Annotated in this window: 28 protein-coding genes, 1 other RNA gene and 2 pseudogenes; 18 read left to right on the top strand and 13 right to left on the bottom strand. The window is 57.4% G+C overall.

From position 1 onward, the window contains the following. The first annotated feature begins 6 nt into the window (after positions 1–6). From ACQY4M_RS15465 to ACQY4M_RS15475, 3 genes are all read left to right on the top strand, one after another. Positions 7–645, top strand: coding sequence for a DUF1287 domain-containing protein (locus tag ACQY4M_RS15465; protein ID WP_428545909.1), 639 nt, complete (start codon positions 7–9; stop codon positions 643–645). A gap of 7 nt (positions 646–652) precedes the next feature. After that, positions 653–1004: a transfer-messenger RNA gene (ssrA, locus tag ACQY4M_RS15470) on the top strand. A gap of 175 nt (positions 1005–1179) precedes the next feature. Next, positions 1180–2223: an IS5 family transposase gene (locus ACQY4M_RS15475; RefSeq protein ID WP_428539227.1), complete on the top strand. Its 1044-nt coding sequence runs from the start codon at positions 1180–1182 to the stop codon at positions 2221–2223. A 79-nt stretch (positions 2224–2302) separates the two neighbouring features. Here ACQY4M_RS15475 and ACQY4M_RS15480 read toward each other — a convergent pair whose 3' ends face one another. The 8 genes from ACQY4M_RS15480 to ACQY4M_RS15515 all read right to left on the bottom strand — a co-directional run bounded on the left by ACQY4M_RS15480 (position 2303) and on the right by ACQY4M_RS15515 (position 8679). Next, positions 2303–3571 (bottom strand): DNA modification methylase, encoded by a 1269-nt coding sequence (locus tag ACQY4M_RS15480; protein WP_428548208.1) that lies wholly within the window; start codon positions 3569–3571, stop codon positions 2303–2305. 355 nt (positions 3572–3926) lie between these two features. Further along, positions 3927–4373, bottom strand: coding sequence for a DUF6362 family protein (locus tag ACQY4M_RS15485; RefSeq protein ID WP_428544043.1), 447 nt, complete (start codon positions 4371–4373; stop codon positions 3927–3929). Continuing rightward, complete coding sequence (locus tag ACQY4M_RS15490) at positions 4370–4618, bottom strand: hypothetical protein (RefSeq protein ID WP_428544041.1); 249 nt, start codon at positions 4616–4618, stop codon at positions 4370–4372. Before ACQY4M_RS15490 ends, ACQY4M_RS15485 begins: the two co-directional genes overlap by 4 nt. Continuing rightward, complete coding sequence (locus ACQY4M_RS15495) at positions 4615–4962, bottom strand: hypothetical protein (RefSeq protein WP_428544039.1); 348 nt, start codon at positions 4960–4962, stop codon at positions 4615–4617. The genes ACQY4M_RS15490 and ACQY4M_RS15495 overlap by 4 nt, the downstream gene beginning before the upstream one ends. A gap of 530 nt (positions 4963–5492) precedes the next feature. Continuing rightward, positions 5493–6074, bottom strand: coding sequence for a hypothetical protein (locus ACQY4M_RS15500; RefSeq protein WP_428545912.1), 582 nt, complete (start codon positions 6072–6074; stop codon positions 5493–5495). Beyond that, positions 6058–6255, bottom strand: a complete 198-nt coding sequence (locus tag ACQY4M_RS15505; RefSeq protein WP_428545915.1) for a hypothetical protein — start codon at positions 6253–6255, stop codon at positions 6058–6060. The genes ACQY4M_RS15500 and ACQY4M_RS15505 overlap by 17 nt, the downstream gene beginning before the upstream one ends. A gap of 65 nt (positions 6256–6320) precedes the next feature. Then, positions 6321–7364: an IS5 family transposase gene (locus tag ACQY4M_RS15510; RefSeq protein ID WP_428539227.1), complete on the bottom strand. Its 1044-nt coding sequence runs from the start codon at positions 7362–7364 to the stop codon at positions 6321–6323. Between the two features lie 271 nt (positions 7365–7635). After that, on the bottom strand, positions 7636–8679 hold the full coding sequence (locus ACQY4M_RS15515; RefSeq protein ID WP_428545918.1) for an IS5 family transposase: 1044 nt from the start codon (positions 8677–8679) through the stop codon (positions 7636–7638). 121 nt (positions 8680–8800) lie between these two features. Here ACQY4M_RS15515 and ACQY4M_RS15520 point away from each other — a divergent pair, with 121 nt between their 5' ends. Next, a complete protein-coding gene (locus tag ACQY4M_RS15520; RefSeq protein WP_428545921.1) occupies positions 8801–9271 on the top strand; it encodes a DNA cytosine methyltransferase in 471 nt (156 codons plus the stop codon). 200 nt (positions 9272–9471) lie between these two features. Here the strand turns inward: ACQY4M_RS15520 and ACQY4M_RS15525 are convergent. Continuing rightward, a pseudogene (locus ACQY4M_RS15525) lies at positions 9472–9765 on the bottom strand (transposase); the annotation flags it as partial. Positions 9766–9869: 104 nt separating this feature from the next. On the opposite strand from ACQY4M_RS15525, the gene istA reads away from it, so the two are divergent. Together istA and istB are read left to right on the top strand one after the other, a co-directional pair. Then, positions 9870–11369, top strand: a complete 1500-nt coding sequence (istA, locus tag ACQY4M_RS15530; RefSeq protein ID WP_428539289.1) for an IS21 family transposase — start codon at positions 9870–9872, stop codon at positions 11367–11369. Next, complete coding sequence (gene istB / locus ACQY4M_RS15535; RefSeq protein ID WP_428539322.1) at positions 11366–12097, top strand: IS21-like element helper ATPase IstB; 732 nt, start codon at positions 11366–11368, stop codon at positions 12095–12097. The genes istA and istB overlap by 4 nt, the downstream gene beginning before the upstream one ends. Before the next feature lie 127 nt (positions 12098–12224). On the opposite strand, the pseudogene ACQY4M_RS15540 reads toward istB, so the two are convergent. Then, a pseudogene (locus ACQY4M_RS15540) lies at positions 12225–12986 on the bottom strand (IS256 family transposase); the annotation flags it as partial. Positions 12987–13266: 280 nt separating this feature from the next. Between ACQY4M_RS15540 and ACQY4M_RS15545 the strand changes: the two are divergent. From ACQY4M_RS15545 to ACQY4M_RS15565, 5 genes are all read left to right on the top strand, one after another. Further along, positions 13267–13566: a DUF6127 family protein gene (locus tag ACQY4M_RS15545; protein WP_428545924.1), complete on the top strand. Its 300-nt coding sequence runs from the start codon at positions 13267–13269 to the stop codon at positions 13564–13566. Between the two features lie 62 nt (positions 13567–13628). Further along, positions 13629–14303, top strand: coding sequence for a YcbK family protein (locus ACQY4M_RS15550; RefSeq protein ID WP_428545927.1), 675 nt, complete (start codon positions 13629–13631; stop codon positions 14301–14303). Continuing rightward, complete coding sequence (locus ACQY4M_RS15555) at positions 14303–14557, top strand: hypothetical protein (protein ID WP_428545930.1); 255 nt, start codon at positions 14303–14305, stop codon at positions 14555–14557. Before ACQY4M_RS15550 ends, ACQY4M_RS15555 begins: the two co-directional genes overlap by 1 nt. 25 nt (positions 14558–14582) lie before the next feature. Beyond that, positions 14583–14720, top strand: coding sequence for a hypothetical protein (locus ACQY4M_RS15560; RefSeq protein ID WP_428545933.1), 138 nt, complete (start codon positions 14583–14585; stop codon positions 14718–14720). A gap of 57 nt (positions 14721–14777) precedes the next feature. After that, positions 14778–15104, top strand: coding sequence for a helix-turn-helix transcriptional regulator (locus tag ACQY4M_RS15565; RefSeq protein ID WP_428545936.1), 327 nt, complete (start codon positions 14778–14780; stop codon positions 15102–15104). 80 nt (positions 15105–15184) lie between these two features. Here ACQY4M_RS15565 and ACQY4M_RS15570 read toward each other — a convergent pair whose 3' ends face one another. Further along, positions 15185–15481 carry an ankyrin repeat domain-containing protein gene (locus ACQY4M_RS15570; protein WP_428545939.1) on the bottom strand — a complete coding sequence of 99 codons (297 nt, stop codon included), beginning with the start codon at positions 15479–15481 and terminating at the stop codon, positions 15185–15187. 82 nt (positions 15482–15563) lie between these two features. Between ACQY4M_RS15570 and ACQY4M_RS15575 the strand changes: the two genes are divergently transcribed. From ACQY4M_RS15575 to ACQY4M_RS15605, 7 genes are all read left to right on the top strand, one after another. After that, a protein-coding gene (locus ACQY4M_RS15575) for an IS3 family transposase (RefSeq protein ID WP_428539245.1) occupies positions 15564–16696 on the top strand; the annotation gives its coding sequence in 2 pieces (ribosomal slippage) (positions 15564–15816 and positions 15816–16696; 1134 coding nt in all). Positions 16697–16799: 103 nt separating this feature from the next. Further along, positions 16800–17561 carry a hypothetical protein gene (locus tag ACQY4M_RS15580; protein ID WP_428545942.1) on the top strand — a complete coding sequence of 254 codons (762 nt, stop codon included), beginning with the start codon at positions 16800–16802 and terminating at the stop codon, positions 17559–17561. Further along, complete coding sequence (locus ACQY4M_RS15585) at positions 17558–18022, top strand: GNAT family N-acetyltransferase (RefSeq protein ID WP_428545945.1); 465 nt, start codon at positions 17558–17560, stop codon at positions 18020–18022. The genes ACQY4M_RS15580 and ACQY4M_RS15585 overlap by 4 nt, the downstream gene beginning before the upstream one ends. Before the next feature lie 550 nt (positions 18023–18572). Further along, positions 18573–19616 carry an IS5 family transposase gene (locus ACQY4M_RS15590; protein WP_428542508.1) on the top strand — a complete coding sequence of 348 codons (1044 nt, stop codon included), beginning with the start codon at positions 18573–18575 and terminating at the stop codon, positions 19614–19616. A 65-nt stretch (positions 19617–19681) separates the two neighbouring features. After that, entirely contained in the window at positions 19682–19996 is a 315-nt protein-coding gene (locus tag ACQY4M_RS15595) for a hypothetical protein (RefSeq protein WP_428545948.1), read from the top strand. 224 nt (positions 19997–20220) lie between these two features. Next, positions 20221–21522, top strand: a complete 1302-nt coding sequence (locus tag ACQY4M_RS15600) for a M16 family metallopeptidase (RefSeq protein WP_428545951.1) — start codon at positions 20221–20223, stop codon at positions 21520–21522. Beyond that, a complete protein-coding gene (locus ACQY4M_RS15605) occupies positions 21519–22880 on the top strand; it encodes a M16 family metallopeptidase (protein WP_428545954.1) in 1362 nt (453 codons plus the stop codon). The genes ACQY4M_RS15600 and ACQY4M_RS15605 overlap by 4 nt, the downstream gene beginning before the upstream one ends. A 76-nt stretch (positions 22881–22956) precedes the next feature. Here ACQY4M_RS15605 and ACQY4M_RS15610 read toward each other — a convergent pair whose 3' ends face one another. Both ACQY4M_RS15610 and ACQY4M_RS15615 read right to left on the bottom strand, forming a co-directional pair. Then, the gene (locus tag ACQY4M_RS15610; RefSeq protein WP_428545957.1) at positions 22957–23121 is read right to left on the bottom strand and encodes a hypothetical protein; all 165 of its coding nucleotides are present in this window, start codon (positions 23119–23121) and stop codon (positions 22957–22959) included. Positions 23122–23186: 65 nt separating this feature from the next. Continuing rightward, positions 23187–24230, bottom strand: coding sequence for an IS5 family transposase (locus ACQY4M_RS15615; protein ID WP_428539227.1), 1044 nt, complete (start codon positions 24228–24230; stop codon positions 23187–23189). Positions 24231–24430: the final 200 nt, after the last annotated feature.

The raw sequence follows: 24430 nt of genomic DNA on the forward strand, positions 1-24430 counted from the left end.
CCCTTTATGACACTGATGACCAAACTGTTCCTTGTGCTTTTCCTGTTTTCATCCCTGCCCTTTTCGTCAACGGCCACGGGTCAGGAAACCACTGCCCAATCACAGACCACAACCCCATGGTCCGCTGCCCTGATCCAGTCAGCCCGCACCCAGATCGGCATAACGCTGATCTATGACGGCAGCTATCAACAGCTTGAATTTCCCAACGGCGATGTCCCCCGCCAGCGTGGTGTCTGCACCGATGTGGTGATCCGTGCCCTGCGGGATGCGCACGGGTTTGATTTGCAATCCAAAATCCATACCGACATGAAGGCGCATTTCGCCAGCTATCCGAAAATCTGGGGCCTGACGCGCCCTGACAGCAACATCGACCACCGCCGCGTGCCCAACCTGATCACCTTTTTCAAACGTCATGGCGCGACTGTTGCCATGACCGACAAGCGAGAAGATTACCTGCCCGGCGACATCGTCACATGGATGCTGCGCCCCGGTACCCCGCATGTGGGCATCGTCAGCGACAAGGTGGACCCGCAAACCGGCAACCCGTTGATCATCCACAACATCGGCTGGGGCAACCGCGAAAACGACATCCTGTTTGCCTATGACATGACCGGCCACTTTCGCCCCGAAAACGGCAACTATTAATCGACAACCCCTTTTCAACCGCCTGCCCGCACCTTATATATGATCTGTCCTTTCGGGGACTATGGACATAAACGCGCTCGTAATAAGCGGATCGGACCCGGGGGCGGTACCCGGCGACTCCACCAAAACCTGCTCATTTGGCAGTCATGGGGTCGAAACAGGATCGACGAACGTCTAAAGGGGTTAGCTTTGTTTCGGTGAGTTACCACCGTTATCGGTACATTAAAGCTAGTTGCAAATGACAACAAAGCTCCGATGGCTCTGGCTGCGTAAGCGGTTCGATCTATCGAAATCTTAAGTCCTTACGCTTAGCAGCCTAAGGCGGGGTTTGCAGGTACCTGGCAACAGAAACCTGCGCTTTTACGCATTATTATTTGCCATGTGCCCCACAATTGCCTAGCGTTGTGTTATGAAAACATCCTTTCTTTCCCCCGCTTTCATCCTACTGGGAACCTCTAAAAATCCCCCAAAATCCGGCCTGACGGGGTAGAATCGTCATCAGGATGAAAATGATTCGACCGACGGGGTTTTGTCATGGGTCAGATGGGATTTTTTGATCTTTCCAGCCGATACGCGGGACTGGACAAATCTGGTGATCCGCTGGTGTTGCTCAACGACATGGTGCCGTTCGAGGATTACCGGGACGAGCTGAAGGCCATATGGCGCACGCCGCCCGAACAGCGCAAATCCAACGCTGGCCGCCCGCCTTGGGATGAGGTGCTGATATTCAAGACGATGGTTTTGCAGCAGCTCTACAACCTCTCTGACGATCAGATCGAGTATCAGATCCGCGACCGCCTGTCGTTCATGCGGTTTCTCGGCCTTGGCATTGAAGACAGCGTACCTGACGCCAAGACCATCTGGGCCTACCGTGAAAGGCTGGCCGGGGCCGGGAAGATGAAGGAGCTGTTTGACAAGTTCGATGCCTTTCTGCGCGAAAAGGGCTATCTGGCGATGGGCGGGCAGATTGTTGATGCGAGCATCGTTCCGGCGCCGCGCCAGCACAACAAAAGGGACGAGAACGAGAAAATCAAGGCGGGCGAAACGCCTGAAGAGTGGGAGGAAAAACCCCACAAGAAGCGCCAGAAGGACGTGGATGCGCGCTGGACGAAGAAGCACGGCAAGAGCTATTACGGCTACAAGAACCACATCAATGTCGACCGGCGGCACAAATTCATCCGCGCTTATGATGTCACCGATGCCGCCGTGCATGACAGCCAGGCGCTTGCCGGTCTGATTGATGCGAGCAACACCTCATCGGACCTGTGGGCCGACAGCGCCTATCGCTCGCAAAAGATCGAAAGCGAGCTGGAAGAGCGAGGGCTTCACAGCCATATCCATCACAAGGGCAGGCGCGGCAAGCCGCTTGGCGAGCGCCAGCAAAAGGCCAACCGGAGGCGCTCGAAAGTGCGGGTCCGGGTCGAGCATGTATTCGCTTTTCAGGAGCGCTCCATGGGCGGCAAGCTGATCCGCTCCATCGGCCTGAAGCGGGCGCGATTTCGCATCGGGATGATGAACCTGGTCTACAACATGAAGCGCTTCGTCCAGTTCGAATGCGGCCTGGCGGCGCCGGGATAAGGGTTCATGGGGTGAGGTGTGCCTGAAATACCCAAAACCGGCTTGAAACCGGTGAAAATGGGTTTATGATCCGAAGCAATCAGGCGGGACAGGCGAAAAACCGTCCACCCCGCCGCGAAGAAGGCGAAAACGGGAATTTACAGAGGTTCCCGAAGGTTTGATTTGTGCCATCCAGCGTTGCCTGCTGCCCCGTAAACTGCTGCCAGCGCTCGACGGCGACATCGACGTAAGCGGGGTTCAATTCTATCCCGAGGCAGGCCCGCCCGGTGGTCTCTGCCGCGATCAGCGTGGTTCCAGATCCCATGAATGGTTCATAAATCGCCTGACCCGGGCTGGAATTGTTCAGGATCGGGCGGCGCATGCATTCCACCGGCTTTTGTGTGCCGTGCACGGTGTCCGCATCCTGATCCTTGTTGGCGATCTGCCACAGCGTGGTTTGTTTTCGGTCCCCGGCCCAGTGGCCCTTGCCGGTCTTTTTCACGGCATACCAGCAGGGTTCATGCTGCCAATGATAGTCGCCACGGCTCAGCACCAGCCGATCTTTGGCCCAAATGATCTGCGAGCGGACATTAAACCCCGCCGCCTCGAGGCTCTCGGCCACGGTGGCTGCATGCAACGCACCGTGCCAGACATAGGCGACATCCCCCGGGAATAAATCCCAGGCCTCGCGCCAATCCGCACGATCATCATTCAGCACCTTGCCGGTGCGTTTGGTGGCCGAAGCGCCAGTCTGGTTTCGCCAACCCGGGTCGTATTCCACCCCGTAGGGAGGATCAGTGACCATCAACAGCGGTGTCACATTTCCCAGCACCCGCTCGACATCCGTGGCCACCGTCGCGTCACCGCAAAGCAGGCGGTGATTGCCAAGCACCCAAAGATCGCCCGGTCGGCTGACCGGATCCTCGGGCGGCTCGGGAATGTCATCCTCACCGTCCGTGTCGTTCGCTCCGTCCAATCCGGACAGCAGGCCGTTCAATTCCTCGTCGGTAAAACCGGTCAGCTCCAGATCATAATCCGCGTCCAGCAGATCGCTCAATTCAAGGTTCAGCAGATCTTCCATCCACTCGGCGTTTTCCGCCGAGCGGTTGTCCATGATCCGGAACGCCTGTGCCTGCGTTTCGCTCAGCCCCTTGGCGATATGCACCGGCGCTGTTTTCAGGCCCAAGTGCTGCGCCGCCGCCAGCCGGGTGTGACCGGCCAGAATGATCATGTTCTCGTCAACCACAATCGGCTGCCGCCAGCCAAACTCGGCGATCGAGGCCGCAACCGTGGCGATGGCTTTTTCGTTCTGGCGCGGGTTGCGCGCATAGGGAATGATCTGCCCGAGAGGCAGTTCGATCACGTCCATCATTTTTCCTTGGGTTGGTGCGCCAAAACGAAGCGTGTCGGCGTGCGAAACGAAATGCCCCCGAGAGGCCGTTTCGTTTCAGGCAGGGTTTATAGGCCGTCAGGCCCTTGTTTCATGGGTTGTATTATCAAAACGAAACGAAACGGGTGTTTTTACCGGCGTCACTGGGAAACTTGCGCGCCTAGCCCCCCCGTATACGTTTTGCACAGGAAGGGACCCGCACAAATCGGTGGGGTTCGTGTTCGTCGGGACTTCCGCTTCAGGCGTTTCCGCCCACGTCTCTCGCGATTATGTCCAATTTGTAGCCCCTCAAACCGAATGTGTCACGCGTTTCGGTGTCTCACTGAAAATTGTCTCACAATACGATTTTTCTTGACAGGCTGTTCGCGTTCTCAATCACGAAACGTTGCGAACGCCTGGTCGGTGGGACCCTCCCGTTCAGCCGCCAGACAATCACGGCCAACCCGTACTGCCAGCGCCGCGCGGCCGCTGCCCGCGACATACCAAACTCCCAACAGATCGGCTTCCACGCCTTGCCATTGGCGCGCATCCAGACCAGCTTTGCGTCCTCCACCTCCAGCCAGCGCAGCCACAGCATCGCCTCATCAGCCTCGGTGATCATACGCGGGCTTGGCCGAGGTTTTCGCATCACGGGCTCCTGTCCGACCTGATCGGCAAAGCTGTGAAAGTAATCCGGCCAGGCATTGAAATACCCTTGCGGTTTCACGCCCGGCATCTGTCGCATGACCTCGGCCGCCAATTCCAACCGGTCCTGCACTCGAGCAATTGTCCAGCCGGTCATCGTGATACCTCGCTGCTTTCAGGTCGTCTGCCATAAAGTTTCTCGCCGAGCTGACGCACGAGTTCCCGTTCCGGCCAGGTCAGCCGGTCATCATCGAGCGCCACAGCCAGCAGCCCGTTCGGCGGGCTTACGCGGCCGCACTGCGGCCACGGTCCCGCCTCACCCTTCCAGCCCTCTCGCTTGACCTGATCGGGTGTGCGGCGATGCCCGCCATAACCCCTCGGCGTAAACCTCATCCCGTTCATGCCATGCCTCCTTTCGTTTCCAGCGCCCAGTGCAGGATGGCGATGGCGTCGGCCTCGTTGTCATCCGCAGGGCGGTAGCCCCGTGCCTGTGCGGCTTCGATCATCATGGCCTTGCTGGCATTGCCCTTGCCGGTGGCGTGTTTCTTGATCGTGCCGACGGGCACACCCTGATAGGGCACGCCCCGCATTTCTGCCCAAGCGGTCAGCGTGGCCATCAGCCCGCCATAGACATGGGCTGCATCGGTGCCCGCGTGGCGGCGGACCTCCTCGAACCAGATGGTTGCGATCGGTCCTGCGAGTTGGTCCAGCTCGGTCAGCCAGTTTACGAACCTCAGGTAACGCATGCCCCCGCCATCAAAGCGCCGCGGGCGAAACGATACGGTTCCGCTGGTGACCAATCCATCAGGAGACTTCAGCGCCCAGCCCGTGGTGGTGCCAAGATCGAGGGCAAGGACGGCTCCGAGGGTTGGTGGGGGAGTGGCCAGTGCGGGTTCGGGTTTGGCTAGAGTCGGATCGATGGTGTTCATGAGGTGGTCTCCTGTCGTTTGAACTGCTCGGGGTGAAAGGTCGGGGCTGACAAGCCTGCCCCGGGGTAGGTGGTGTCTCTCCCGCCTTGAGCGGGAAGGACACCTACCCCTTAGGGTAAGAAAATCCGGAATCTGGAATCTGGCGCAATACACTGATTTTATTGCGTTAATCCAGATTCCAGCCCAGATTTCGGAAACACCCTTCCGGAATCTGGAATTGCAGGTGCAACACATTGTTTTTGAAGGGTAAAATCCAGATTCCAGATTCCGCGTAATCTGGCCAGATTCCGGAAATTCCGCGCCAGATTCCGGATGGAAAACGGGGGTGATTTCAGCACAATAGCCCATCATTCATCCTCCGTCGGATAGACCCAGATATCGGGATTTTCGACAGGCAGAACCGCACCGGTCTGTGGGCATTTATAGTGGCTGGGAAGCACGGGTACGGCCTGCTCGGTGACCTCACCGGTCTGCGGGTCGACTGCATCTGCACCCGTTTTCAGGGCCATGTCCTCGACGCAGAGATACCCGTATTTGCTCCGGTCGGCAGCAAGCCCCAGACCCTTCACCGCGTCTTGACGGACAAATTTCAGATAGCCTTTCGTGGCCAGAACATTCAGGCGGTCCCGGATGACGGTCTTGCCGCCGAGGCCGGCCTTGTTCTCGAAAGCCTCCGCGAACTGGGTCGGCGTGAACATCTTCCCGCGGGCTGCCTGTTCGGCAATCATCTGGACGATCACATCACCTTTTCGCACCCGCTCGGCGTCGTGTTTTGCACCCACATCCTTGCGCACAAGGCGCTCGTTCATCGGATTCAGCTCCACCCACTGGCCCTTGACCTTGTCGATCAGCTTGGACGGCAAGGCCGGACCATTACGCAGCTCGATTTCCAGTTTGCGCTCGCTCGCCTCCTCATCCGGTCGGTGCATGATGATGCCCGAGGTGTAGAACCCGCGCAGGGAACTGGCACCGGAGAGGGCCAGAAACGGATCCTCCTTGACCTGATGCTTGCCGAGTTTCTTCGGGGAACCTCTGTAAATTCCCGTTTTCGCCTTCTTCGCGGCGGGGTGGACGGTTTTTCGCCTGTCCCGCCTGATTGCTTCGGATCATAAACCCATTTTCACCGGTTTCAAGCCGGTTTTGGGTATTTCAGGCACACCTCACCCCATGAACCCTTATCCCGGCGCCGCCAGGCCGCATTCGAACTGGACGAAGCGCTTCATGTTGTAGACCAGGTTCATCATCCCGATGCGAAATCGCGCCCGCTTCAGGCCGATGGAGCGGATCAGCTTGCCGCCCATGGAGCGCTCCTGAAAAGCGAATACATGCTCGACCCGGACCCGCACTTTCGAGCGCCTCCGGTTGGCCTTTTGCTGGCGCTCGCCAAGCGGCTTGCCGCGCCTGCCCTTGTGATGGATATGGCTGTGAAGCCCCCGCTCTTCCAGCTCGCTTTCGATCTTTTGCGAGCGATAGGCGCTGTCGGCCCACAGGTCCGATGAGGTGTTGCTCGCATCAATCAGACCGGCAAGCGCCTGGCTGTCATGCACGGCGGCATCGGTGACATCATAAGCGCGGATGAATTTGTGCCGCCGGTCGACATTGATGTGGTTCTTGTAGCCGTAATAGCTCTTGCCGTGCTTCTTCGTCCAGCGCGCATCCACGTCCTTCTGGCGCTTCTTGTGGGGTTTTTCCTCCCACTCTTCAGGCGTTTCGCCCGCCTTGATTTTCTCGTTCTCGTCCCTTTTGTTGTGCTGGCGCGGCGCCGGAACGATGCTCGCATCAACAATCTGCCCGCCCATCGCCAGATAGCCCTTTTCGCGCAGAAAGGCATCGAACTTGTCAAACAGCTCCTTCATCTTCCCGGCCCCGGCCAGCCTTTCACGGTAGGCCCAGATGGTCTTGGCGTCAGGTACGCTGTCTTCAATGCCAAGGCCGAGAAACCGCATGAACGACAGGCGGTCGCGGATCTGATACTCGATCTGATCGTCAGAGAGGTTGTAGAGCTGCTGCAAAACCATCGTCTTGAATATCAGCACCTCATCCCAAGGCGGGCGGCCAGCGTTGGATTTGCGCTGTTCGGGCGGCGTGCGCCATATGGCCTTCAGCTCGTCCCGGTAATCCTCGAACGGCACCATGTCGTTGAGCAACACCAGCGGATCACCAGATTTGTCCAGTCCCGCGTATCGGCTGGAAAGATCAAAAAATCCCATCTGACCCATGACAAAACCCCGTCGGTCGAATCATTTTCATCCTGATGACGATTCTACCCCGTCAGGCCGGATTTTGGGGGATTTTTAGAGGTTCCCAAGATTCAGCTTATCCGATTACGGTTAACCATAGGGAACCTCTGTAAATTCCCGTTTTCGCCTTCTTCGCGGCGGGGTGGACGGTTTTTCGCCTGTCCCGCCTGATTGCTTCGGATCATAAACCCATTTTCACCGGTTTCAAGCCGGTTTTGGGTATTTCAGGCACACCTCACCCCATGAACCCTTATCCCGGCGCCGCCAGGCCGCATTCGAACTGGACGAAGCGCTTCATGTTGTAGACCAGGTTCATCATCCCGATGCGAAATCGCGCCCGCTTCAGGCCGATGGAGCGGATCAGCTTGCCGCCCATGGAGCGCTCCTGAAAAGCGAATACATGCTCGACCCGGACCCGCACTTTCGAGCACCTCCGGTTGGCCTTTTGCTGGCGCTCGCCAAGCGGCTTGCCGCGCCTGCCCTTGTGATGGATATGGCTGTGAAGCCCCCGCTCTTCCAGCTCGCTTTCGATCTTTTGCGAGCGATAGGCGCTGTCGGCCCACAGGTCCGATGAGGTGTTGCTCGCATCAATCAGACCGGCAAGCGCCTGGCTGTCATGCACGGCGGCATCGGTGACATCATAAGCGCGGATGAATTTGTGCCGCCGGTCGACATTGATGTGGTTCTTGTAGCCGTAATAGCTCTTGCCGTGCTTCTTCGTCCAGCGCGCATCCACGTCCTTCTGGCGCTTCTTGTGGGGTTTTTCCTCCCACTCTTCAGGCGTTTCGCCCGCCTTGATTTTCTCGTTCTCGTCCCTTTTGTTGTGCTGGCGCGGCGCCGGAACGATGCTCGCATCAACAATCTGCCCGCCCATCGCCAGATAGCCCTTTTCGCGCAGAAAGGCATCGAACTTGTCAAACAGCTCCTTCATCTTCCCGGCCCCGGCCAGCCTTTCACGGTAGGCCCAGATGGTCTTGGCGTCAGGTACGCTGTCTTCAATGCCAAGGCCGAGAAACCGCATGAACGACAGGCGGTCGCGGATCTGATACTCGATCTGATCGTCAGAGAGGTTGTAGAGCTGCTGCAAAACCATCGTCTTGAATATCAGCACCTCATCCCAAGGCGGGCGGCCAGCGTTGGATTTGCGCTGTTCGGGCGGCGTGCGCCATATGGCCTTCAGCTCGTCCCGGTAATCCTCGAACGGCACCATGTCGTTGAGCAACACCAGCGGATCACCAGATTTGTCCAGTCCCGCGTATCGGCTGGAAAGATCAAAAAATCCCATCTGACCCATGACAAAACCCCGTCGGTCGAATCATTTTCATCCTGATGACGATTCTACCCCGTCAGGCCGGATTTTGGGGGATTTTTAGAGGTTCCCCTTCGCCGAACTGGCGAAAAACCCACGCTGAGGCATGCATGAGCTGGCTCTATATCCCTCCGGAAACACTTCCGGAGCCGCAGACCTGTTCTTCGGCCTGTCTCTCTGCGCCGGAGCCGGCGGGATAGACCTCGGGCTTACCATCGCATGCCCCGGGTATCGCACTGTCTGTTACGTCGAGCGGGAAAGTTACGCTGCGGCCACCCTCGTGGCGCGGATGGAAGACGCGGCCCTGGATCAGGCACCTCTGTGGGACGACATTGCCACCTTCGATGGCCGCCCGTGGCGTGGCGCTGTGGATATCCTCACTGGCGGTTATCCGTGCCAGCCGTTCAGCGTCGCGGGGAAGCGCCAAGGCGCGGAGGATCCCCGCCATCTATGGCCGCATTTCGCGCGGATCATTGGAGAATGCCAACCCGAATGGGTGTTTTTGGAAAACGTCGCCAATCACCTTGTGTGGATGCCACCCGGTTTGCAAGGAATTTTTGAACCTTTGGATATGTGATCGAGTGCGGTCTTGTGTCAGGCCTTTTTTTGCGGCTTTTCACACGCCGCTGGCCGGTATGGTGATATGCGGATCAGGTCCAAATCTCAACGGCGAGCTTTTGATGCTCTGAGGTGATTCCTGGTTTTCCCAACCCCGGTCTGATCGATCATTTGTCCATTCAGTCCATGCCTTCCTCACATCTGTTTACCGATTTCAGTTCAGGTGCAGGTAATATCCCCCGCAACACCGGCCTTGATCGGATCCTTGTAATCTTCCTGTTTGCTGAGCATGGCCCAGATGCCCCGGGCCATCTTGTTGGCCAGCGCTATTGCAACCACCAGACGCGGTTTTGTGGCCAGCATGCGCTTGAGCCAGGACCCCTCGGGGGCACCTTTGCGCGAGGCTGCTATTACCACCGACATCGCTCCGATGATCAGTAATCGGCGAATGTCACGCTGACCCATTCTGGATGTTTTCCCCAGACGCTGCTTGCCTCCGCTTGTGAATCGGCGTGCAAAACTGACCCACTTGGGTGGGTTATGAGCGAGTAAAATTGACCCACCTGTTTCGTTAACATCCGCGCAAAATTGTGCGGAGGAAAGAGCAGGTGATATTGATGGAAAGCGTATCGAAGATCCGGCGCTGGGTGCTGGTTGAAGGGCGCAGCATCCGGTCTGTGGCGCGGGCGACGGGACTGTCGCGGAACACGATCAAGAAGTATTTGAAGGACGAGAATCCGCCGAGCTACCAGCGCCATGCGCCGCCAGTTCGGCACAAACTGTGCAATGGGTTTGATCTTCGGCTGCAGGAACTGTTTGATCAGGACTCGAGGCGACCACGCCGGGAGCGGCGGACGGCCCAGAAGCTATACGAGCAGCTTGTGGCAGAGGGCTATACCGGGTCCTATTCGCCGGTTCAGCGTTTTGTTCGTGAGTTGAAGCGCGCCGGGGCCTGTTCGGGAGATGCGTTTATCCCGCTGCATTTTGCGGCGGGTGACGCGCTGCAATTTGACTGGAGCGAAGAACGGGTCGTACTGGGTGGTGTCGAGCAGAAGGTGAAGGTCGCTCATTTCCGCCTGTGTCACAGCCGCAAGCCTTTCGTGATTGCCTATCCCGGTGAAGCCCAGGAGATGGTGCTGGATGCTTTCGTGCAGGCGCTGTCCTTTTACGGAGGCGTTCCGCGCAGGGTGATCATCGACAACCCCAAGACCATGGTGACCTACGTTTCGCGCTCGAAGGAGCGGATATTCCATCCCCGGTTCCTGGCCTTGATGAACCACTATGTGATGGAGCCGGTGGCCTGCACGCCCGCTGCGGGCTGGGAGAAGGGACAGGTCGAGAACCAGGTCCAGTTCTTGCGGGGCCGGTTGTTCGTTCCCGAACCGGCCTTTGATGATCTCGAGGCGCTGAACGCGTGGCTGCGTCTGCGTTGCGAAGATCTGGCAGAGCGTCCCCATCCCGAGCAGCAGGATCGCACGATTACCGAAGTGTTCGAAGACGAGCGCGCCGAACTGCGCCCCCTGGGTCGGGCCTTCGACGGCTACGTGGAAAAGACCGTCCGTGTCCGCTCCACCTGCCTGGTTCAATATGCCAGCAATCGCTACAGCGTGCCCTCCCGCTTTGCCGGGCATCATGTGTCGCTACGCGCCTATGCCGGCCGGATCGTGGTGGTCTCCGGTCAGGATGTGATTGCCGAGCACAGGCGTCATTTTACCCGCAATATCAGCTATTTCGAGCCCTGGCATTACGTTCCCCTGCTGGACCGCAAGCCTGGTGCCCTGCGCAATGGCGCCCCCTTTGTGGGCTGGGAACTGCCCGAGGCCATGCATCGGATCAGGGAACATTACATGGCTGGTAAAGGCGGGGATCGGGAGTTCGTCGACCTGCTCCTGCTGGCACAGGATCACGGGATCGAGGTGGTCGAGACGGCCTGCAATCTGGCGGTGGCACAAAACACCCTGCGGCTGCCCGCCATCATCAATCTGATCAACCAGTTGGTGGAACCGGTCATCACACCGCTCAGCGATGCCTGCGCTTATCCGCAGCTGACCTTGCGGCCCGAAGCCGATTGCAAACGCTATGAGACCCTGTGCTCGGCTGAGGAGGTTGCCGTATGAATGCCTTGATCGACCAACTGACAGCCCTCAGGTTGCATGGAATGGCAGCTTGCGCCCATGATCTGCTGTCCGCGCGCAAGCCGCCAAGTCTGACCACAGCGATAAGGCAACTGATCGACGCCGAGACTGTAGAGCGCCGGGTGCGCTCCATCCAGTATCAAATGAGGGTTGCGAAGTTCCCCCATCACAAGGACTTCGCAACCTTCGATTACAGCGCCGCCGCCCTCACCCAGGCCCAGATCGAACCATTCTGCACCGGCCAGTTCACAGAGGAGGCCCATAACCTCATCCTGGTGGGCGGAACCGGCACGGGCAAAACCCACATCGCCATCGCGCTGGGAACGACGCTGATCAACAACGGCAAGAAGGCGCGCTTCTTCAACGCCGTCGATCTGATCAACGCCCTGATCAAGGAACAGGCCGACGGCAATGCAGGGAAGATCATCCGGCAGCTCTCGGCTTTGGACTGCGTCATCATCGACGAGCTGGGCTACATCCCGTTTCCCAAATCCGGTGGCGCGTTGCTCTTCCATCTGATCAGCAAGCTCTACGAGAAGACCAGCATCATCATCACAACCAACCTTGAGTTCGGTGAATGGGTCTCGGTCTTCGGGGATGCCAAGATGACAACCGCCCTTCTGGATCGCGTCACTCATCACTGCAACATCATCGAAACCGGCAATACCTCATACCGGTTCGCCCAGAGTAAACGCCGTAGAAAAAACTAGCCGTTCCGCAAGCAAAGCCCCCAGACGGACTCGCTACATGAAGGCGGCCCGACTGGGGGCTTTGCGCCACAAAGGGGGGGGCAAATTTAAATGCCGAAACCGGGTCAGTTTTAAATGCTCATTGACACCAGAGGGCAATGAGAGCGACCTCAAGTCCCGGTGCCCCGTCCACGATGACAAATTCGGGCCGTTTCAACCCGCGCGCATCCAGATCGTTGATGAACTGACGCCAGGCGGAGGTGCTTTCGCCGCCCATGTTCATCAGTGATAACAAGACCTTCTGCCCATCCCGGCGCACGCCAATCGCGGCCAGAACCGAGATATTGGTGGCCTTCCTGTCAATCCGCGTTTTGATCACGGTGCCGTCCAGGATCAGCCGCACGATGTCTTCATCCGCAAGGCTGCGGGCGCACCACGCCTGCCAGTCCACCTTCACCTTGCGCCAGGCGCGGCTCACCACATCCTTGCTGACCGCCCCCTGAAACAGGCCGAACAGGGCGCGTTTTACCCGCCGTGTGTTGGTGCCCGAAAGGTAGACAGCAGCGATCAGCGCCTCGGCCTTCTTCGTCAGCCGCTGGTAGCGGGGCAATGCCTTCGAGCGCCATTCTCTGGCCTTGCCGGCCTCGCCTGTGATCCGCGCACGCGGCACGCGCACCGTTTCGGTTCCAAATGTTCCGACCAGTTGCCGCTCGCGATGCCCGTGGCGGTATCCGGCCTTTGCCCCGCCGCTGCGGCCATACCGGCAACGGCCCAGAAACTGCTCCAGCTCCTCTTCGAAAACCGCCTCGATCGTCGCGCGGATGTTCTGGCGCAGCCGGTCTTCAATCGGGTCATAGCCTGCTTCATTGGCCAGTAGCGCGGATGTCGATGTTGCTGTATTCTTTGTCATGGCGTGATCTCCTTGGCGGTTCCAGCCGCCGGTTGGGTGGCTTCGATGCACCCGGAGATTACGCCGTCCTCGAATTTCCACCAAACTCGCGACACTACCTTTCCAGCGCGCACAAATCACTGACCACCGCACTATGGCTGCAGACCATGGTGCCGCTCAGCGCCGGGGATACTGTAGAGCTGCAGGGGTATTTCCGCGCGGCGGATGGGTATTTCGCCGCCGACCACACGTCCTTCTGGGGCGCGAAAATAGGCTGAACCAACTTGAACGAGGTACTAAAATGACCCCGCCCAAACTGGAAGCGGGCTTCGTGCGCATGCCCGAGGATGAATTCGAAGCCATATTGGCCCGCGCCGCTGAACAGGGCGCACGCCGTGCGCTGACCGATGTTGGTCTCGACGGCCCCGAAGCCGCCATCGACATTCATGACCTGCGCACACTGCTAGATAGCTTGCGCATGGCCCGGCGTACCGCCTGGCAGACCATCGTGCGCCTGATCACCACTCGCAGTGGTCGCACCACCGGCCTGCTGCTGGCCCTGATCGCGGGCATTGCCGTGAAGCTGAAACTGTTCGGCTGAAGCTACCCCAACCATTCTGACCACACACCCGCCAATCGGCGGGTTTTCTTTTGGAGGAAACCATGACCACTCATTACTACGCCGACTGGCGCGACGTGCCGGAAAAGCTCTGGCGCTGGCCCGACTTCAGCCCGGAGGAGATCGCCTGTCGTGGCGATGGCACCATCCGTATCAACGAGCCGGCGCTCGACAATCTGCAGGCCCTGCGTGACCGCCTCGGCGTGCCTATGATCGTGCATTCCGCCTATCGCAGTCCCGCCTATAACCGGCAGGTCGGCGGGGCCAAACACTCCATGCACCTGCAGGGTGCGGCGTTCGATATCTCCATGGCCAACCATGATCCGGAAGGTTTTGAAGCGGCGGCACGGGCCATCGGGTTTACGGGTTTCGGCTTCTATCCGAGGCAAAATTTCATGCACATCGACATCGGCCGCGCCCGCCAATGGGGTGACCCGTTCCCAACGCGCAGCTCGAGGTTTGCCGATGAGCCGCCACGTCTGCGTGAAACCCTGACAGAATCCCGTACCATGAAAGGCGGCGGTGCAGCCGGTGTGGCCACGATCGGCGCGGCAGGCGTCGAGGTGGTGCAACAAGCCGTCGCCGACACCCACTCCGCCCTGCAACCGCTGATCCCATATCTCGATACAATGCGCTGGCTGTTCATTGCCGTAGCCTTGGTCGGCATCGGAACCACCATCTACGCCCGCTGGGACGACTGGCGTAAGGGGCGGCGCTGATGGGTGCTCTCATTGCATGGGTCACCGGAAGCCGGTTTGCCCTGGCTGCCGGGAAATGGGCCGCCATCACCCTCACAATATCGCTGTTCCTCCTGTCCCTGCGCCGCTCCGGCGAGCGCGCGGGGCGGCTGGCGGAACAGATTGAAAACACGGAGAAAGCCAATGAAATCCAGCGTCAAATGCTCGAAGCCGCGGCTCGCCGCCCTCGCAATCGTGGCGAGCTTGCTGAGCGCCTGCGCGACGGTAAGTTCTGAGCGGTCCACAGGAGCGTGCCCACCGGTGGTGGAGTATGACGCTGAATACCAGGCAAGGGCGGCCGAGGAAGTGCTGGCGCTGCCGGAAGGGTCGGCAATCGTGGAAATGCTGAGCGACTATGCCGTCATGCGGGAACAGGCGCGGGCGTGTAATTTTCCGTGAAATCGGCGGTTTTCCATTATAAGCTGGGACCAACGCCGGTTTATGGAATGACTTACCATGAAGAATTGCATCGCAAAAATACGCAAAGAGCGGGGACTTACATTGCAAGCGCTGGCGGATAGCGTTGGCGCGAGCAATCAACAGATCAGCCATCTGGAAAAGGAGCGCCGTGGGTTGACCGTGGGTTGGCTGGAGCGGATTGCAGTTGCATTGGATTGCCATCCATTTGACCTCTTGGAACCTGATCCAGCGCTGATGAAGATCAACGGGGCAAGCCCCACAGATGTTGAACAGCAGCTTATTGTGCAATTTCGACTATTTTCAGAGGCGCAGCAAAAGGCGTTGCTGCACTTCCTAAGGGCGATGACAACAGAGAACTCCTGAATGGCTGGTTTGTAGGTTGGCGGGAAACCATGTCTGTGAAATACAAAACATAATGCTTGGTGGATGTTGCCGCATGGGTGTCATCCTATTCTGGGTCCGGGGTGCCTCCTTAAATACGATGCATCGGGTTTTGACAATTTCGCCAGGAATTCCTCTGCCAACTTTCGATGTCCTCTGGTCACAAGCAGGACCAAGGCTGTTTGCCCGTCATCGGTTTCGTCGCGGGGGTTGGCTCCGTGATCTAAAAACAGATCGAATACATTCTTTGCCCCCAATTCTGCTGCCAACAGAAAAGGTGTGAATCCGCCTTGGTGTTTGGTGTTCGGGTTTCCGCCAGCTTCCAGAATGGCTTTGACGATTTTGAAACGGGTTTCCATTGGAACACCGGCACCAAGAGGTGGTCGCGGAAATTCGGACCAGTTGTTAAGGTGGATCGACTTATGAGAAAGACGATTCAAAATGACGAAACGAAAGAACCATTCTCCCGAATTCAAAGCCCGCGTTGCGCTTGAAGCAATCCGCGAGGAAATGACGATGGCGGAGCTGTCGAAGAAGTATGGTGTGCATCCAACCCAGATTGGCACATGGAAACGAGCAGCGATTGAAAACATGGCCACGGCATTTTCCAGACGGGGCCGTGATCCTGATCGGGTTGATGAAGCCCAGATTGAGAAGCTGCACTCCAAGATTGGTCAGCTGGTCGTGGAACGGGATTTTTTAGCCAACGCCTCGCAACAGTTGCTCGGGAAGCGAGGCAAAAAATGGTGAGCCGTGAGCATGATCTGAGTGTGCGACGACAATGCGGGCTACTTTCTCTGGCGCGCTCGAACCTGTATTACCAGCCAAAAGGCGAAAGTGCTGAAAATTTGCGGTTCATGACAATAATCGACAAGCAATTCTTGCAGACGCCGTGGTATGGATCACGGCAAATGGCCCGGCACATGCAGCGCCAAGGTTACAAGTGTGGTCGCCACAGGGTCCGCCGTTTGATGCGGCTGATGCGGTTGGTTCCGATCTACCAGACGCCCAACACGAGCAAGAAACATCCGCAGCATAAGATCTACCCGTATCTGCTGCGAGACCTGACGATTGATCGTCCAAACCATGTGTGGTGCGTAGATATCACCTACATTCCGATGCAGCGCGGGTTCCTCTATTTGGTCGCGATCATGGACTGGCACAGCCGCAAGGTTTTGAGCTGGAGATTGTCAAACAGCATGGAGGCAGATTTTTGCGTTGAAGCCCTGAAAGAGGCTATGGCCAAATACGGCAAGCCCGATATCATGAACAGCGACCAGGGCAGCCAGTTCACCGGGTTTGAATGGACGCAGGCGCTGAAAGAAGCCGACGTGAAAATCTCGATGGATGGCAAAGGTCGCTGGGTCGATAACCGGATGATCGAGCGGCTTTGGCGATCCTTGAAATACGAATGCATTTACCTCAACGCATTTGAAACGGGTTCGCAGACCCGCGCCGGGATCGGGAAATGGTTGGCTTACTACAACACCGAGCGCCCGCATTCCACCCACGGAATATTGACCCCGGATGAAGCCTATGACAGAAAAACAAAACCAATGAGTTTGGCAGCCTAAATGAAACCCTGATCCATCTTAAACTGGCTGCTGACTGGTCAAAAAAGTGGGACCACCTCTTTGTGTTAGTGACTGGATCGAGCTTCACGGGCTTGACAGGGGGGTGATCCAAGACGTTTTGCCGAGAGTTCGCTCGGGTGCATTACCGCAGGAACCAACGAGGTTTTGTTTTCCCGCGATCAAACCGCAAAATAGTAGATTGCTGTTGACATCCCGCCAAGCATGCTTTTGCGAATACATTAAACTGGCGTTGATCTCGTTTTTTGGCAACGTCAATAGTATCGGCGATGCATTAACAGAGATCGAATTTTGCAATAACCTGAACGGAAGCATACCGTACACACGTGACGACGGGCCAAAAACCAGCCCCGTTGTTGTTATGGGCTGGCAAGGCCAGCCAAATGACCTGATCTGCTTGGCGCACGAGGTTGCGCATGCCGTGCAAATCAATCTGTCAGGCCATGCATTCATGCCGCCAATGGCCCGCGAGGTCTGTGCCTTTTTGGGGGAACTTGTTTTACTGGGCTGGCTTCATACCCACGACAAAGCCCTGTTTGCATCGCTTTTGCGCGTCTGGCGCACTGAAAATGAGCGCTACCTTGGAGAACATGCCGAGTTTTTGGCGGCAGGCCTGTTGAAGCCAACAGCGCCCTACAAATACGCCATGAATTATCCCTTGGCCCGCATCATGGCTGTGCATGTATTTGAAAATTGGTCACCGAAGCGGATCATGGATTTATTTTCAAGCGGGCAAAACGCGGTGCAGCTATTACCATTCGAGTTGCTCGCCAAATTTGAGACTGCCGCGCATCTGGCCATCGATCTCCCGAAAAAGTCTGTGAAAAAAGAGGAATTGACAGCGTGAACATCAAGGAAGCAGGTTTGGAGGATTGTCAGGGCGCTCTGGCCGTTGCCCGGGAATTCCATTCGGAGAGCAATTTTCGGGATGTGCCGTTTTCCGACGAAAAAGTGCTGTCCCTGTTTGACTTCGCAATCAAGTCTCCAAATCATTTGTTCCTGATTTTTGAACAGGACAATGAAGTCATTGGCGGTTTCATCGGATATCTGGATTATTTCTACTTTTCTGATGCTGTGGTTGCCAGCGATCTGGCGCTTTTTGTTTTGAAGGAAAAGCGCGGGAAGGTGCCGATGAGGAAGGTTCTGAATATTTACAGGGTTTGGGCCAGCCGTCGCGGCGCAATGCGGATCAACATCGCCCTGTCAACAGGGATCAACACGGATCGGGTTGAGCGATTGTTCGAGTTGTTGGGCTTTGAAAAAAGCGGGGCGAATTTCGCGTTTTTCCCGCAAAGAGCGAAGGGTTGAAACCATGCGGATTTGCAATGTGTTTCATGCCCGAACGAAACAAGGATTAAGGCTGTTGGATGCGAAAGCATCCACGGCCTTATGTCGGGTGGCGGGTTGTTGACGAACCCGCCACCCAGTTGAGCCGCCGGGAAGGAAAGCCCGGCATACACAAACGCGGTTAAGATAACATGTCCGAGCCGCAAAAGAAAGGAAGACGAAATGTCCAAGGAAATGGAAAGCCGTTCCGACGATTTGTACGAAACCGTGAGTTACTGCGGTGGCGGCGGTGGTGGTGGCGGTTGCAGTTGGAACGGTGCGGGCCATGCAACTGTAAATGGGGCCGTAAATGGGGCCATCGGAGGAGCTGCCGCGGGCGCACCAGAAGGTGGTGTTGGTGCGCTTCCTGGAGCCGCCATTGGTGGTACGGTAGGTGCCATTGGCGGAGCCGCAGGATACGGTGCCACCTGCTGGTGGTAATTATGGGAACCTCTAAAAATCCCCCAAAATCCGGCCTGACGGGGTAGAATCGTCATCAGGATGAAAATGATTCGACCGACGGGGTTTTGTCATGGGTCAGATGGGATTTTTTGATCTTTCCAGCCGATACGCGGGACTGGACAAATCTGGTGATCCGCTGGTGTTGCTCAACGACATGGTGCCGTTCGAGGATTACCGGGACGAGCTGAAGGCCATATGGCGCACGCCGCCCGAACAGCGCAAATCCAACGCTGGCCGCCCGCCTTGGGATGAGGTGCTGATATTCAAGACGATGGTTTTGCAGCAGCTCTACAACCTCTCTGACGATCAGATCGAGTATCAGATCCGCGACCGCCTGTCGTTCATGCGGTTTCTCGGCCTTGGCATTGAAGACAGCGTACCTGACGCCAAGACCATCTGGGCCTACCGTGAAAGGCTGGCCGGGGCCGGGAAGATGAAGGAGCTGTTTGACAAGTTCGATGCCTTTCTGCGCGAAAAGGGCTATCTGGCGATGGGCGGGCAGATTGTTGATGCGAGCATCGTTCCGGCGCCGCGCCAGCACAACAAAAGGGACGAGAACGAGAAAATCAAGGCGGGCGAAACGCCTGAAGAGTGGGAGGAAAAACCCCACAAGAAGCGCCAGAAGGACGTGGATGCGCGCTGGACGAAGAAGCACGGCAAGAGCTATTACGGCTACAAGAACCACATCAATGTCGACCGGCGGCACAAATTCATCCGCGCTTATGATGTCACCGATGCCGCCGTGCATGACAGCCAGGCGCTTGCCGGTCTGATTGATGCGAGCAACACCTCATCGGACCTGTGGGCCGACAGCGCCTATCGCTCGCAAAAGATCGAAAGCGAGCTGGAAGAGCGGGAGCTTCACAGCCATATCCATCACAAGGGCAGGCGCGGCAAGCCGCTTGGCGAGCGCCAGCAAAAGGCCAACCGGAGGCGCTCGAAAGTGCGGGTCCGGGTCGAGCATGTATTCGCTTTTCAGGAGCGCTCCATGGGCGGCAAGCTGATCCGCTCCATCGGCCTGAAGCGGGCGCGATTTCGCATCGGGATGATGAACCTGGTCTACAACATGAAGCGCTTCGTCCAGTTCGAATGCGGCCTGGCGGCGCCGGGATAAGGGTTCATGGGGTGAGGTGTGCCTGAAATACCCAAAACCGGCTTGAAACCGGTGAAAATGGGTTTATGATCCGAAGCAATCAGGCGGGACAGGCGAAAAACCGTCCACCCCGCCGCGAAGAAGGCGAAAACGGGAATTTACAGAGGTTCCCTTATGTTTTTGGCACAGGCCCGAATGTGCGGGCCTGTGCTCTTCAGCTTGAAAGGAAAATAGATGTCAAACAAACGAACTGCAAAACTCACAATCAGCACCGCAATATTTGCTCTGGTTTCCGGAGCCGGCCTATTTCTGCTGGATACGCCGCTTTTGCGGGTAGCTATTTTCATTGCTATTGCAGCACCACTATTTGCATTGGCTACTTGGAAAATAGGGCTCCATAGAAATGGGTAAGCGCCACTTGTATCTGCCCAATCATGTTGTTTTCATCTGAAATTTGGCGTTTCTTTCGACCAGATTTTGGCAACCACCACCGCTTGTTGTGCCCTTCCCACAATTGCGAGCAAAATTATAGCCTAGGCCAATGCTTCGACATAGGCCGTCTGAAATTCAGAGACTACATAGTTGATGATCCAAGCGAAGTTTTGAGGGACAGCAAGAAGTTGAAATGAGAAGAACCATTCTAAAACTGCTGCCCCTTCCTACGGGCATCTTCCTGCTGTTCTTAATGCTGGTATTCCACCCGGGCCTTGCATTCAATCAAACCAGTGACAACCGCATCCTGACCGTCGCGCAGCCTGAATTGCCGCAAGTCAGCGTGCATATTGTCTTTGCTCATGATGGCCCCGCCCTCCAGATGCACTATGTCGAGCACCTTTCCTGGCTGAACGCCGTTGGCTCGCAGGATCATCCCAAAGACCGGGACACCAATGCCTGGACCACCGATCTGGCGGTTGGTTATTGGCTTTCGGGCAAGCCGGAAGACCTGCCGGACCTGCTGCGCACCCTTGCCGGAGTGTTCGAACCCATCACTCTTCCGGATGATTTCGCCGGGCAGGAAAAGACCATCCTGCGGCGTGAATATGATTTGCGGTTGGTCGATAACATCAACAGGCAGGCCGCGACTGTAATGAATGCGTTCCTGTATCAGGGCAACGCCATCGCCACCTCGCCCCTTGGCACGCCCGAGCAGATCGCGGCGCTTGATTATGACGCCGCCCGCGCCTTGCATGATGCCACCCATTTGCCGCAAAACGCAACGCTTGTCGTGGTCGGCAACATCACCGACGGGCAAGTGCAAGAAGCCGTTGCAGCGGCGGGGCTGGCAGGCAAGATCGGCACAGAAACGCAAATCACACCACCGGATTTCAATCTTGCCCCAGCGGAAACGCGGGTTTTCACGTTTGATGACCCCGCCGCCGCGCCGCGCATGATCTGGCGCAAGGTTGTCACCTTGAAACAACCGGTTAATTTTGACCTGCTCGAAACCCAGACGGCACTGCTTGGCGACATCTTGGACACCAACCTGCCAGGTGGCCTAGCCGGCCCTTTGCGCTATGACGCCTTCATCACCCGCCGTTTCAGCGTATCCGTGATTGCACTGGATGAGCGCCATATCGAATTGCGGCTTTCCGCCGCGCCGGATCGCGGAGTCTCGTTTGCCAGGCTTCAGGCGGCTTTTGAAACGGCGTTGGCCATCTCTGAACAGAACATCCCGCCTGCTACCTGGGAACGCGTGCGAGAGCGGTTCAAGACCTATTGGCCGGACTGGAACGACAAAAAAGAGGTTGGCAACTGGATGGCTGACTATGTGTTGAATCGGGTGCAAAACCTGCGCATCCCATTAGGCAAAGCCGAGTTGCGCCAGCTTGACGTCCAGTTGGCGCGCGATGATCTGAATGAACTGCTTTTGGCGCTGGCGGGTCCGGGCAGGACAGCCGTGGCATTTATCGGAAAGGACCAGAAATGAAACGTATCCTCCTTGTGCTGCTGGTTGGCCTGTCTCTTGCCGGATGCAAAAACGACAAGCCAAGTGCCAGCCGTGAAACCAGCCCGGGCGGTATCGTCTATAATCGCATTTATCTGCCTCAAGCCAAGGACGTGGCCATCCGCATTGCATGGCCGACAGATTGGGCGACGCGCGGGGATGTAAATCAGGCGGTGCCTTATATTGGCAAGGATCTGATCCTGTCCGGCGGGGCCGAAGGCTATCCGGCGGGCAAGGCTGTCGAGATGTTTGCCGATCTGAACGCCGATGCCGGAATTGCCCCAAGCGTTGACAATATACGTGCCGGCTTTGTGGTGCCGAAGGAAAACCTGGATGCGGCGATAACAATTGCCAACGCGCATCTGCGCGCACCAGCCCTCGACCCCGAGTGGCTTGTCCGCATCCGCGACGGGTTTGCCGCACGCATGGCCGAAACAATGGCAAAACCCGACCAGCAGGGCTTTGCCGCACTACGCTGGGCCGCCTTTGGCAATAGCCCCGTGCGCGAAGCCCTGTCGCTTGACAAACCCGGCATGGTAGAGGCCGTAACGCGCGACGAGGTTTCCACCTGGCACGCGCAGGTATTTACCCGCCGCGGAGCAACCATCGTGATTGCCGGTGCCTTGAGCGACACAGAGGCCGGCAAAGCTGTCGACGCGCTGCTGGGGGGGCTGCCCGAAGGCGGGCCGGTTGATCCGCCTGCCATTCAGGCTGATTTCACCCCACGACGGATATTGCTGCTCCAACCGGATGCTGAAGCCAGTTCACTGACGTTTATTGGCCCGCTCCCGCCGACGGCGGAAGGCCATGAATTCGACGATATTATTTTGGTAAAGGCCCTTGGCGTGGGGGAAGGCAGCGTCTTATTCAATGCTGTGCGCACTGACCTGCGCGCGGCCTATGGTTTTAGTGCCGGATTGGGGGCGTTTTCCCGGGCTAACCGGTTTCTGGTCCTGCGCGGGCAAGTGGAAACCAGCAAAATGGCGCAGGTGGAAGAGGCTGTTCTGAAGGCTTACACCACTTTTCGTGAAACCGGTCCGGAGGGGCCAGTGTCCAACCTCAAGGCCCCATTTGCGGCTAATATTCAGAAAACGGCAGGGCAACCGGCAAGTGTGTCTTTTTCGGCACTGATGGGCGTTCTGGATGGCAGAGAGGCAGAGCAGGCACTGGCCTTGGACAAACTGTTGGATGACGTCAGCCAAGACAGCCTTCTTGCACGTTTGCAGCAGGCGTTTCCCGCGCCGGACCAGTTCACTATCCTTGCCGTTTCCCCGGACGCGAATGCATTGCCCGGTGCCTGTGTGATTACAGAGCCAGAGCAGGCCAAGGCCTGTAGATGACGAATAAAACAAATGAAAATGCCGGAGAGATCCCTCTCTCCTGGTTTGGCAAGACATTGTGGAAATTTACGCCGCTCTATATCGAGTTGTTGTTCCTTGCTATCTGTCTGCGATTGATCGGCTTGGTCGAGCCTTTTATCTTCCAAGTCATTATAGGGAACCTCTGTAAATTCCCGTTTTCGCCTTCTTCGCGGCGGGGTGGACGGTTTTTCGCCTGTCCCGCCTGATAGCTTCGGATCATAAACCCATTTTCACCGGTTTCAAGCCGGTTTTGGGTATTTCAGGCACACCTCACCCCATGAACCCTTATCCCGGCGCCGCCAGGCCGCATTCGAACTGGACGAAGCGCTTCATGTTGTAGACCAGGTTCATCATCCCGATGCGAAATCGCGCCCGCTTCAGGCCGATGGAGCGGATCAGCTTGCCGCCCATGGAGCGCTCCTGAAAAGCGAATACATGCTCGACCCGGACCCGCACTTTCGAGCGCCTCCGGTTGGCCTTTTGCTGGCGCTCGCCAAGCGGCTTGCCGCGCCTGCCCTTGTGATGGATATGGCTGTGAAGCCCCCGCTCTTCCAGCTCGCTTTCGATCTTTTGCGAGCGATAGGCGCTGTCGGCCCACAGGTCCGATGAGGTGTTGCTCGCATCAATCAGACCGGCAAGCGCCTGGCTGTCATGCACGGCGGCATCGGTGACATCATAAGCGCGGATGAATTTGTGCCGCCGGTCGACATTGATGTGGTTCTTGTAGCCGTAATAGCTCTTGCCGTGCTTCTTCGTCCAGCGCGCATCCACGTCCTTCTGGCGCTTCTTGTGGGGTTTTTCCTCCCACTCTTCAGGCGTTTCGCCCGCCTTGATTTTCTCGTTCTCGTCCCTTTTGTTGTGCTGGCGCGGCGCCGGAACGATGCTCGCATCAACAATCTGCCCGCCCATCGCCAGATAGCCCTTTTCGCGCAGAAAGGCATCGAACTTGTCAAACAGCTCCTTCATCTTCCCGGCCCCGGCCAGCCTTTCACGGTAGGCCCAGATGGTCTTGGCGTCAGGTACGCTGTCTTCAATGCCAAGGCCGAGAAACCGCATGAACGACAGGCGGTCGCGGATCTGATACTCGATCTGATCGTCAGAGAGGTTGTAGAGCTGCTGCAAAACCATCGTCTTGAATATCAGCACCTCATCCCAAGGCGGGCGGCCAGCGTTGGATTTGCGCTGTTCGGGCGGCGTGCGCCATATGGCCTTCAGCTCGTCCCGGTAATCCTCGAACGGCACCATGTCGTTGAGCAACACCAGCGGATCACCAGATTTGTCCAGTCCCGCGTATCGGCTGGAAAGATCAAAAAATCCCATCTGACCCATGACAAAACCCCGTCGGTCGAATCATTTTCATCCTGATGACGATTCTACCCCGTCAGGCCGGATTTTGGGGGATTTTTAGAGGTTCCCTATAAGTTAAGATAGCAGCCCCGTAGGGCGGGGTTCACCCCGCCGCCTTTGTTATTCCGGCGCGAATGGTGGGATGAAAACCCACCCTACGGCTTGCTTCGTTCCATGGGGTG

Origin of the sequence: Profundibacter sp. (assembly GCF_965277155.1) — a bacterium.
Classification (GTDB): Bacteria; Pseudomonadota; Alphaproteobacteria; order Rhodobacterales; family Rhodobacteraceae; genus Profundibacter.

Bases quoted from the DNA above. Each gene is read 5' to 3' on its own strand.
- ACQY4M_RS15520 (WP_428545921.1), top strand. From the start codon at position 8,801: ATGCATGAGCTGGCTCTATATCCCTCCGGAAACACTTCCGGAGCCGCA.
- ACQY4M_RS15550 (WP_428545927.1), top strand. From the start codon at position 13,629: ATGACCACTCATTACTACGCCGACTGGCGCGACGTGCCGGAAAAGCTC.
- ACQY4M_RS15480 (WP_428548208.1), bottom strand. From the start codon at position 3,571: ATGGACGTGATCGAACTGCCTCTCGGGCAGATCATTCCCTATGCGCGC.
- ACQY4M_RS15555 (WP_428545930.1), top strand. From the start codon at position 14,303: ATGGGTGCTCTCATTGCATGGGTCACCGGAAGCCGGTTTGCCCTGGCT.
- ACQY4M_RS15590 (WP_428542508.1), top strand. From the start codon at position 18,573: ATGGGTCAGATGGGATTTTTTGATCTTTCCAGCCGATACGCGGGACTG.
- ACQY4M_RS15595 (WP_428545948.1), top strand. From the start codon at position 19,682: ATGATCCGAAGCAATCAGGCGGGACAGGCGAAAAACCGTCCACCCCGC.
- ACQY4M_RS15565 (WP_428545936.1), top strand. From the start codon at position 14,778: ATGAAGAATTGCATCGCAAAAATACGCAAAGAGCGGGGACTTACATTG.
- ACQY4M_RS15500 (WP_428545912.1), bottom strand. From the start codon at position 6,074: ATGCACCGACCGGATGAGGAGGCGAGCGAGCGCAAACTGGAAATCGAG.
- ACQY4M_RS15605 (WP_428545954.1), top strand. From the start codon at position 21,519: ATGAAACGTATCCTCCTTGTGCTGCTGGTTGGCCTGTCTCTTGCCGGA.
- ACQY4M_RS15475 (WP_428539227.1), top strand. From the start codon at position 1,180: ATGGGTCAGATGGGATTTTTTGATCTTTCCAGCCGATACGCGGGACTG.
- ACQY4M_RS15465 (WP_428545909.1), top strand. From the start codon at position 7: ATGACACTGATGACCAAACTGTTCCTTGTGCTTTTCCTGTTTTCATCC.
- istB (WP_428539322.1), top strand. From the start codon at position 11,366: ATGAATGCCTTGATCGACCAACTGACAGCCCTCAGGTTGCATGGAATG.
- ACQY4M_RS15495 (WP_428544039.1), bottom strand. From the start codon at position 4,962: ATGCGTTACCTGAGGTTCGTAAACTGGCTGACCGAGCTGGACCAACTC.
- ACQY4M_RS15545 (WP_428545924.1), top strand. From the start codon at position 13,267: ATGACCCCGCCCAAACTGGAAGCGGGCTTCGTGCGCATGCCCGAGGAT.
- ACQY4M_RS15615 (WP_428539227.1), bottom strand. From the start codon at position 24,230: ATGGGTCAGATGGGATTTTTTGATCTTTCCAGCCGATACGCGGGACTG.
- istA (WP_428539289.1), top strand. From the start codon at position 9,870: ATGGAAAGCGTATCGAAGATCCGGCGCTGGGTGCTGGTTGAAGGGCGC.
- ACQY4M_RS15600 (WP_428545951.1), top strand. From the start codon at position 20,221: ATGAGAAGAACCATTCTAAAACTGCTGCCCCTTCCTACGGGCATCTTC.
- ACQY4M_RS15570 (WP_428545939.1), bottom strand. From the start codon at position 15,481: ATGGAAACCCGTTTCAAAATCGTCAAAGCCATTCTGGAAGCTGGCGGA.
- ACQY4M_RS15515 (WP_428545918.1), bottom strand. From the start codon at position 8,679: ATGGGTCAGATGGGATTTTTTGATCTTTCCAGCCGATACGCGGGACTG.
- ACQY4M_RS15490 (WP_428544041.1), bottom strand. From the start codon at position 4,618: ATGAACGGGATGAGGTTTACGCCGAGGGGTTATGGCGGGCATCGCCGC.
- ACQY4M_RS15510 (WP_428539227.1), bottom strand. From the start codon at position 7,364: ATGGGTCAGATGGGATTTTTTGATCTTTCCAGCCGATACGCGGGACTG.
- ACQY4M_RS15505 (WP_428545915.1), bottom strand. From the start codon at position 6,255: ATGATCCGAAGCAATCAGGCGGGACAGGCGAAAAACCGTCCACCCCGC.
- ACQY4M_RS15485 (WP_428544043.1), bottom strand. From the start codon at position 4,373: ATGACCGGCTGGACAATTGCTCGAGTGCAGGACCGGTTGGAATTGGCG.
- ACQY4M_RS15610 (WP_428545957.1), bottom strand. From the start codon at position 23,121: ATGATCCGAAGCTATCAGGCGGGACAGGCGAAAAACCGTCCACCCCGC.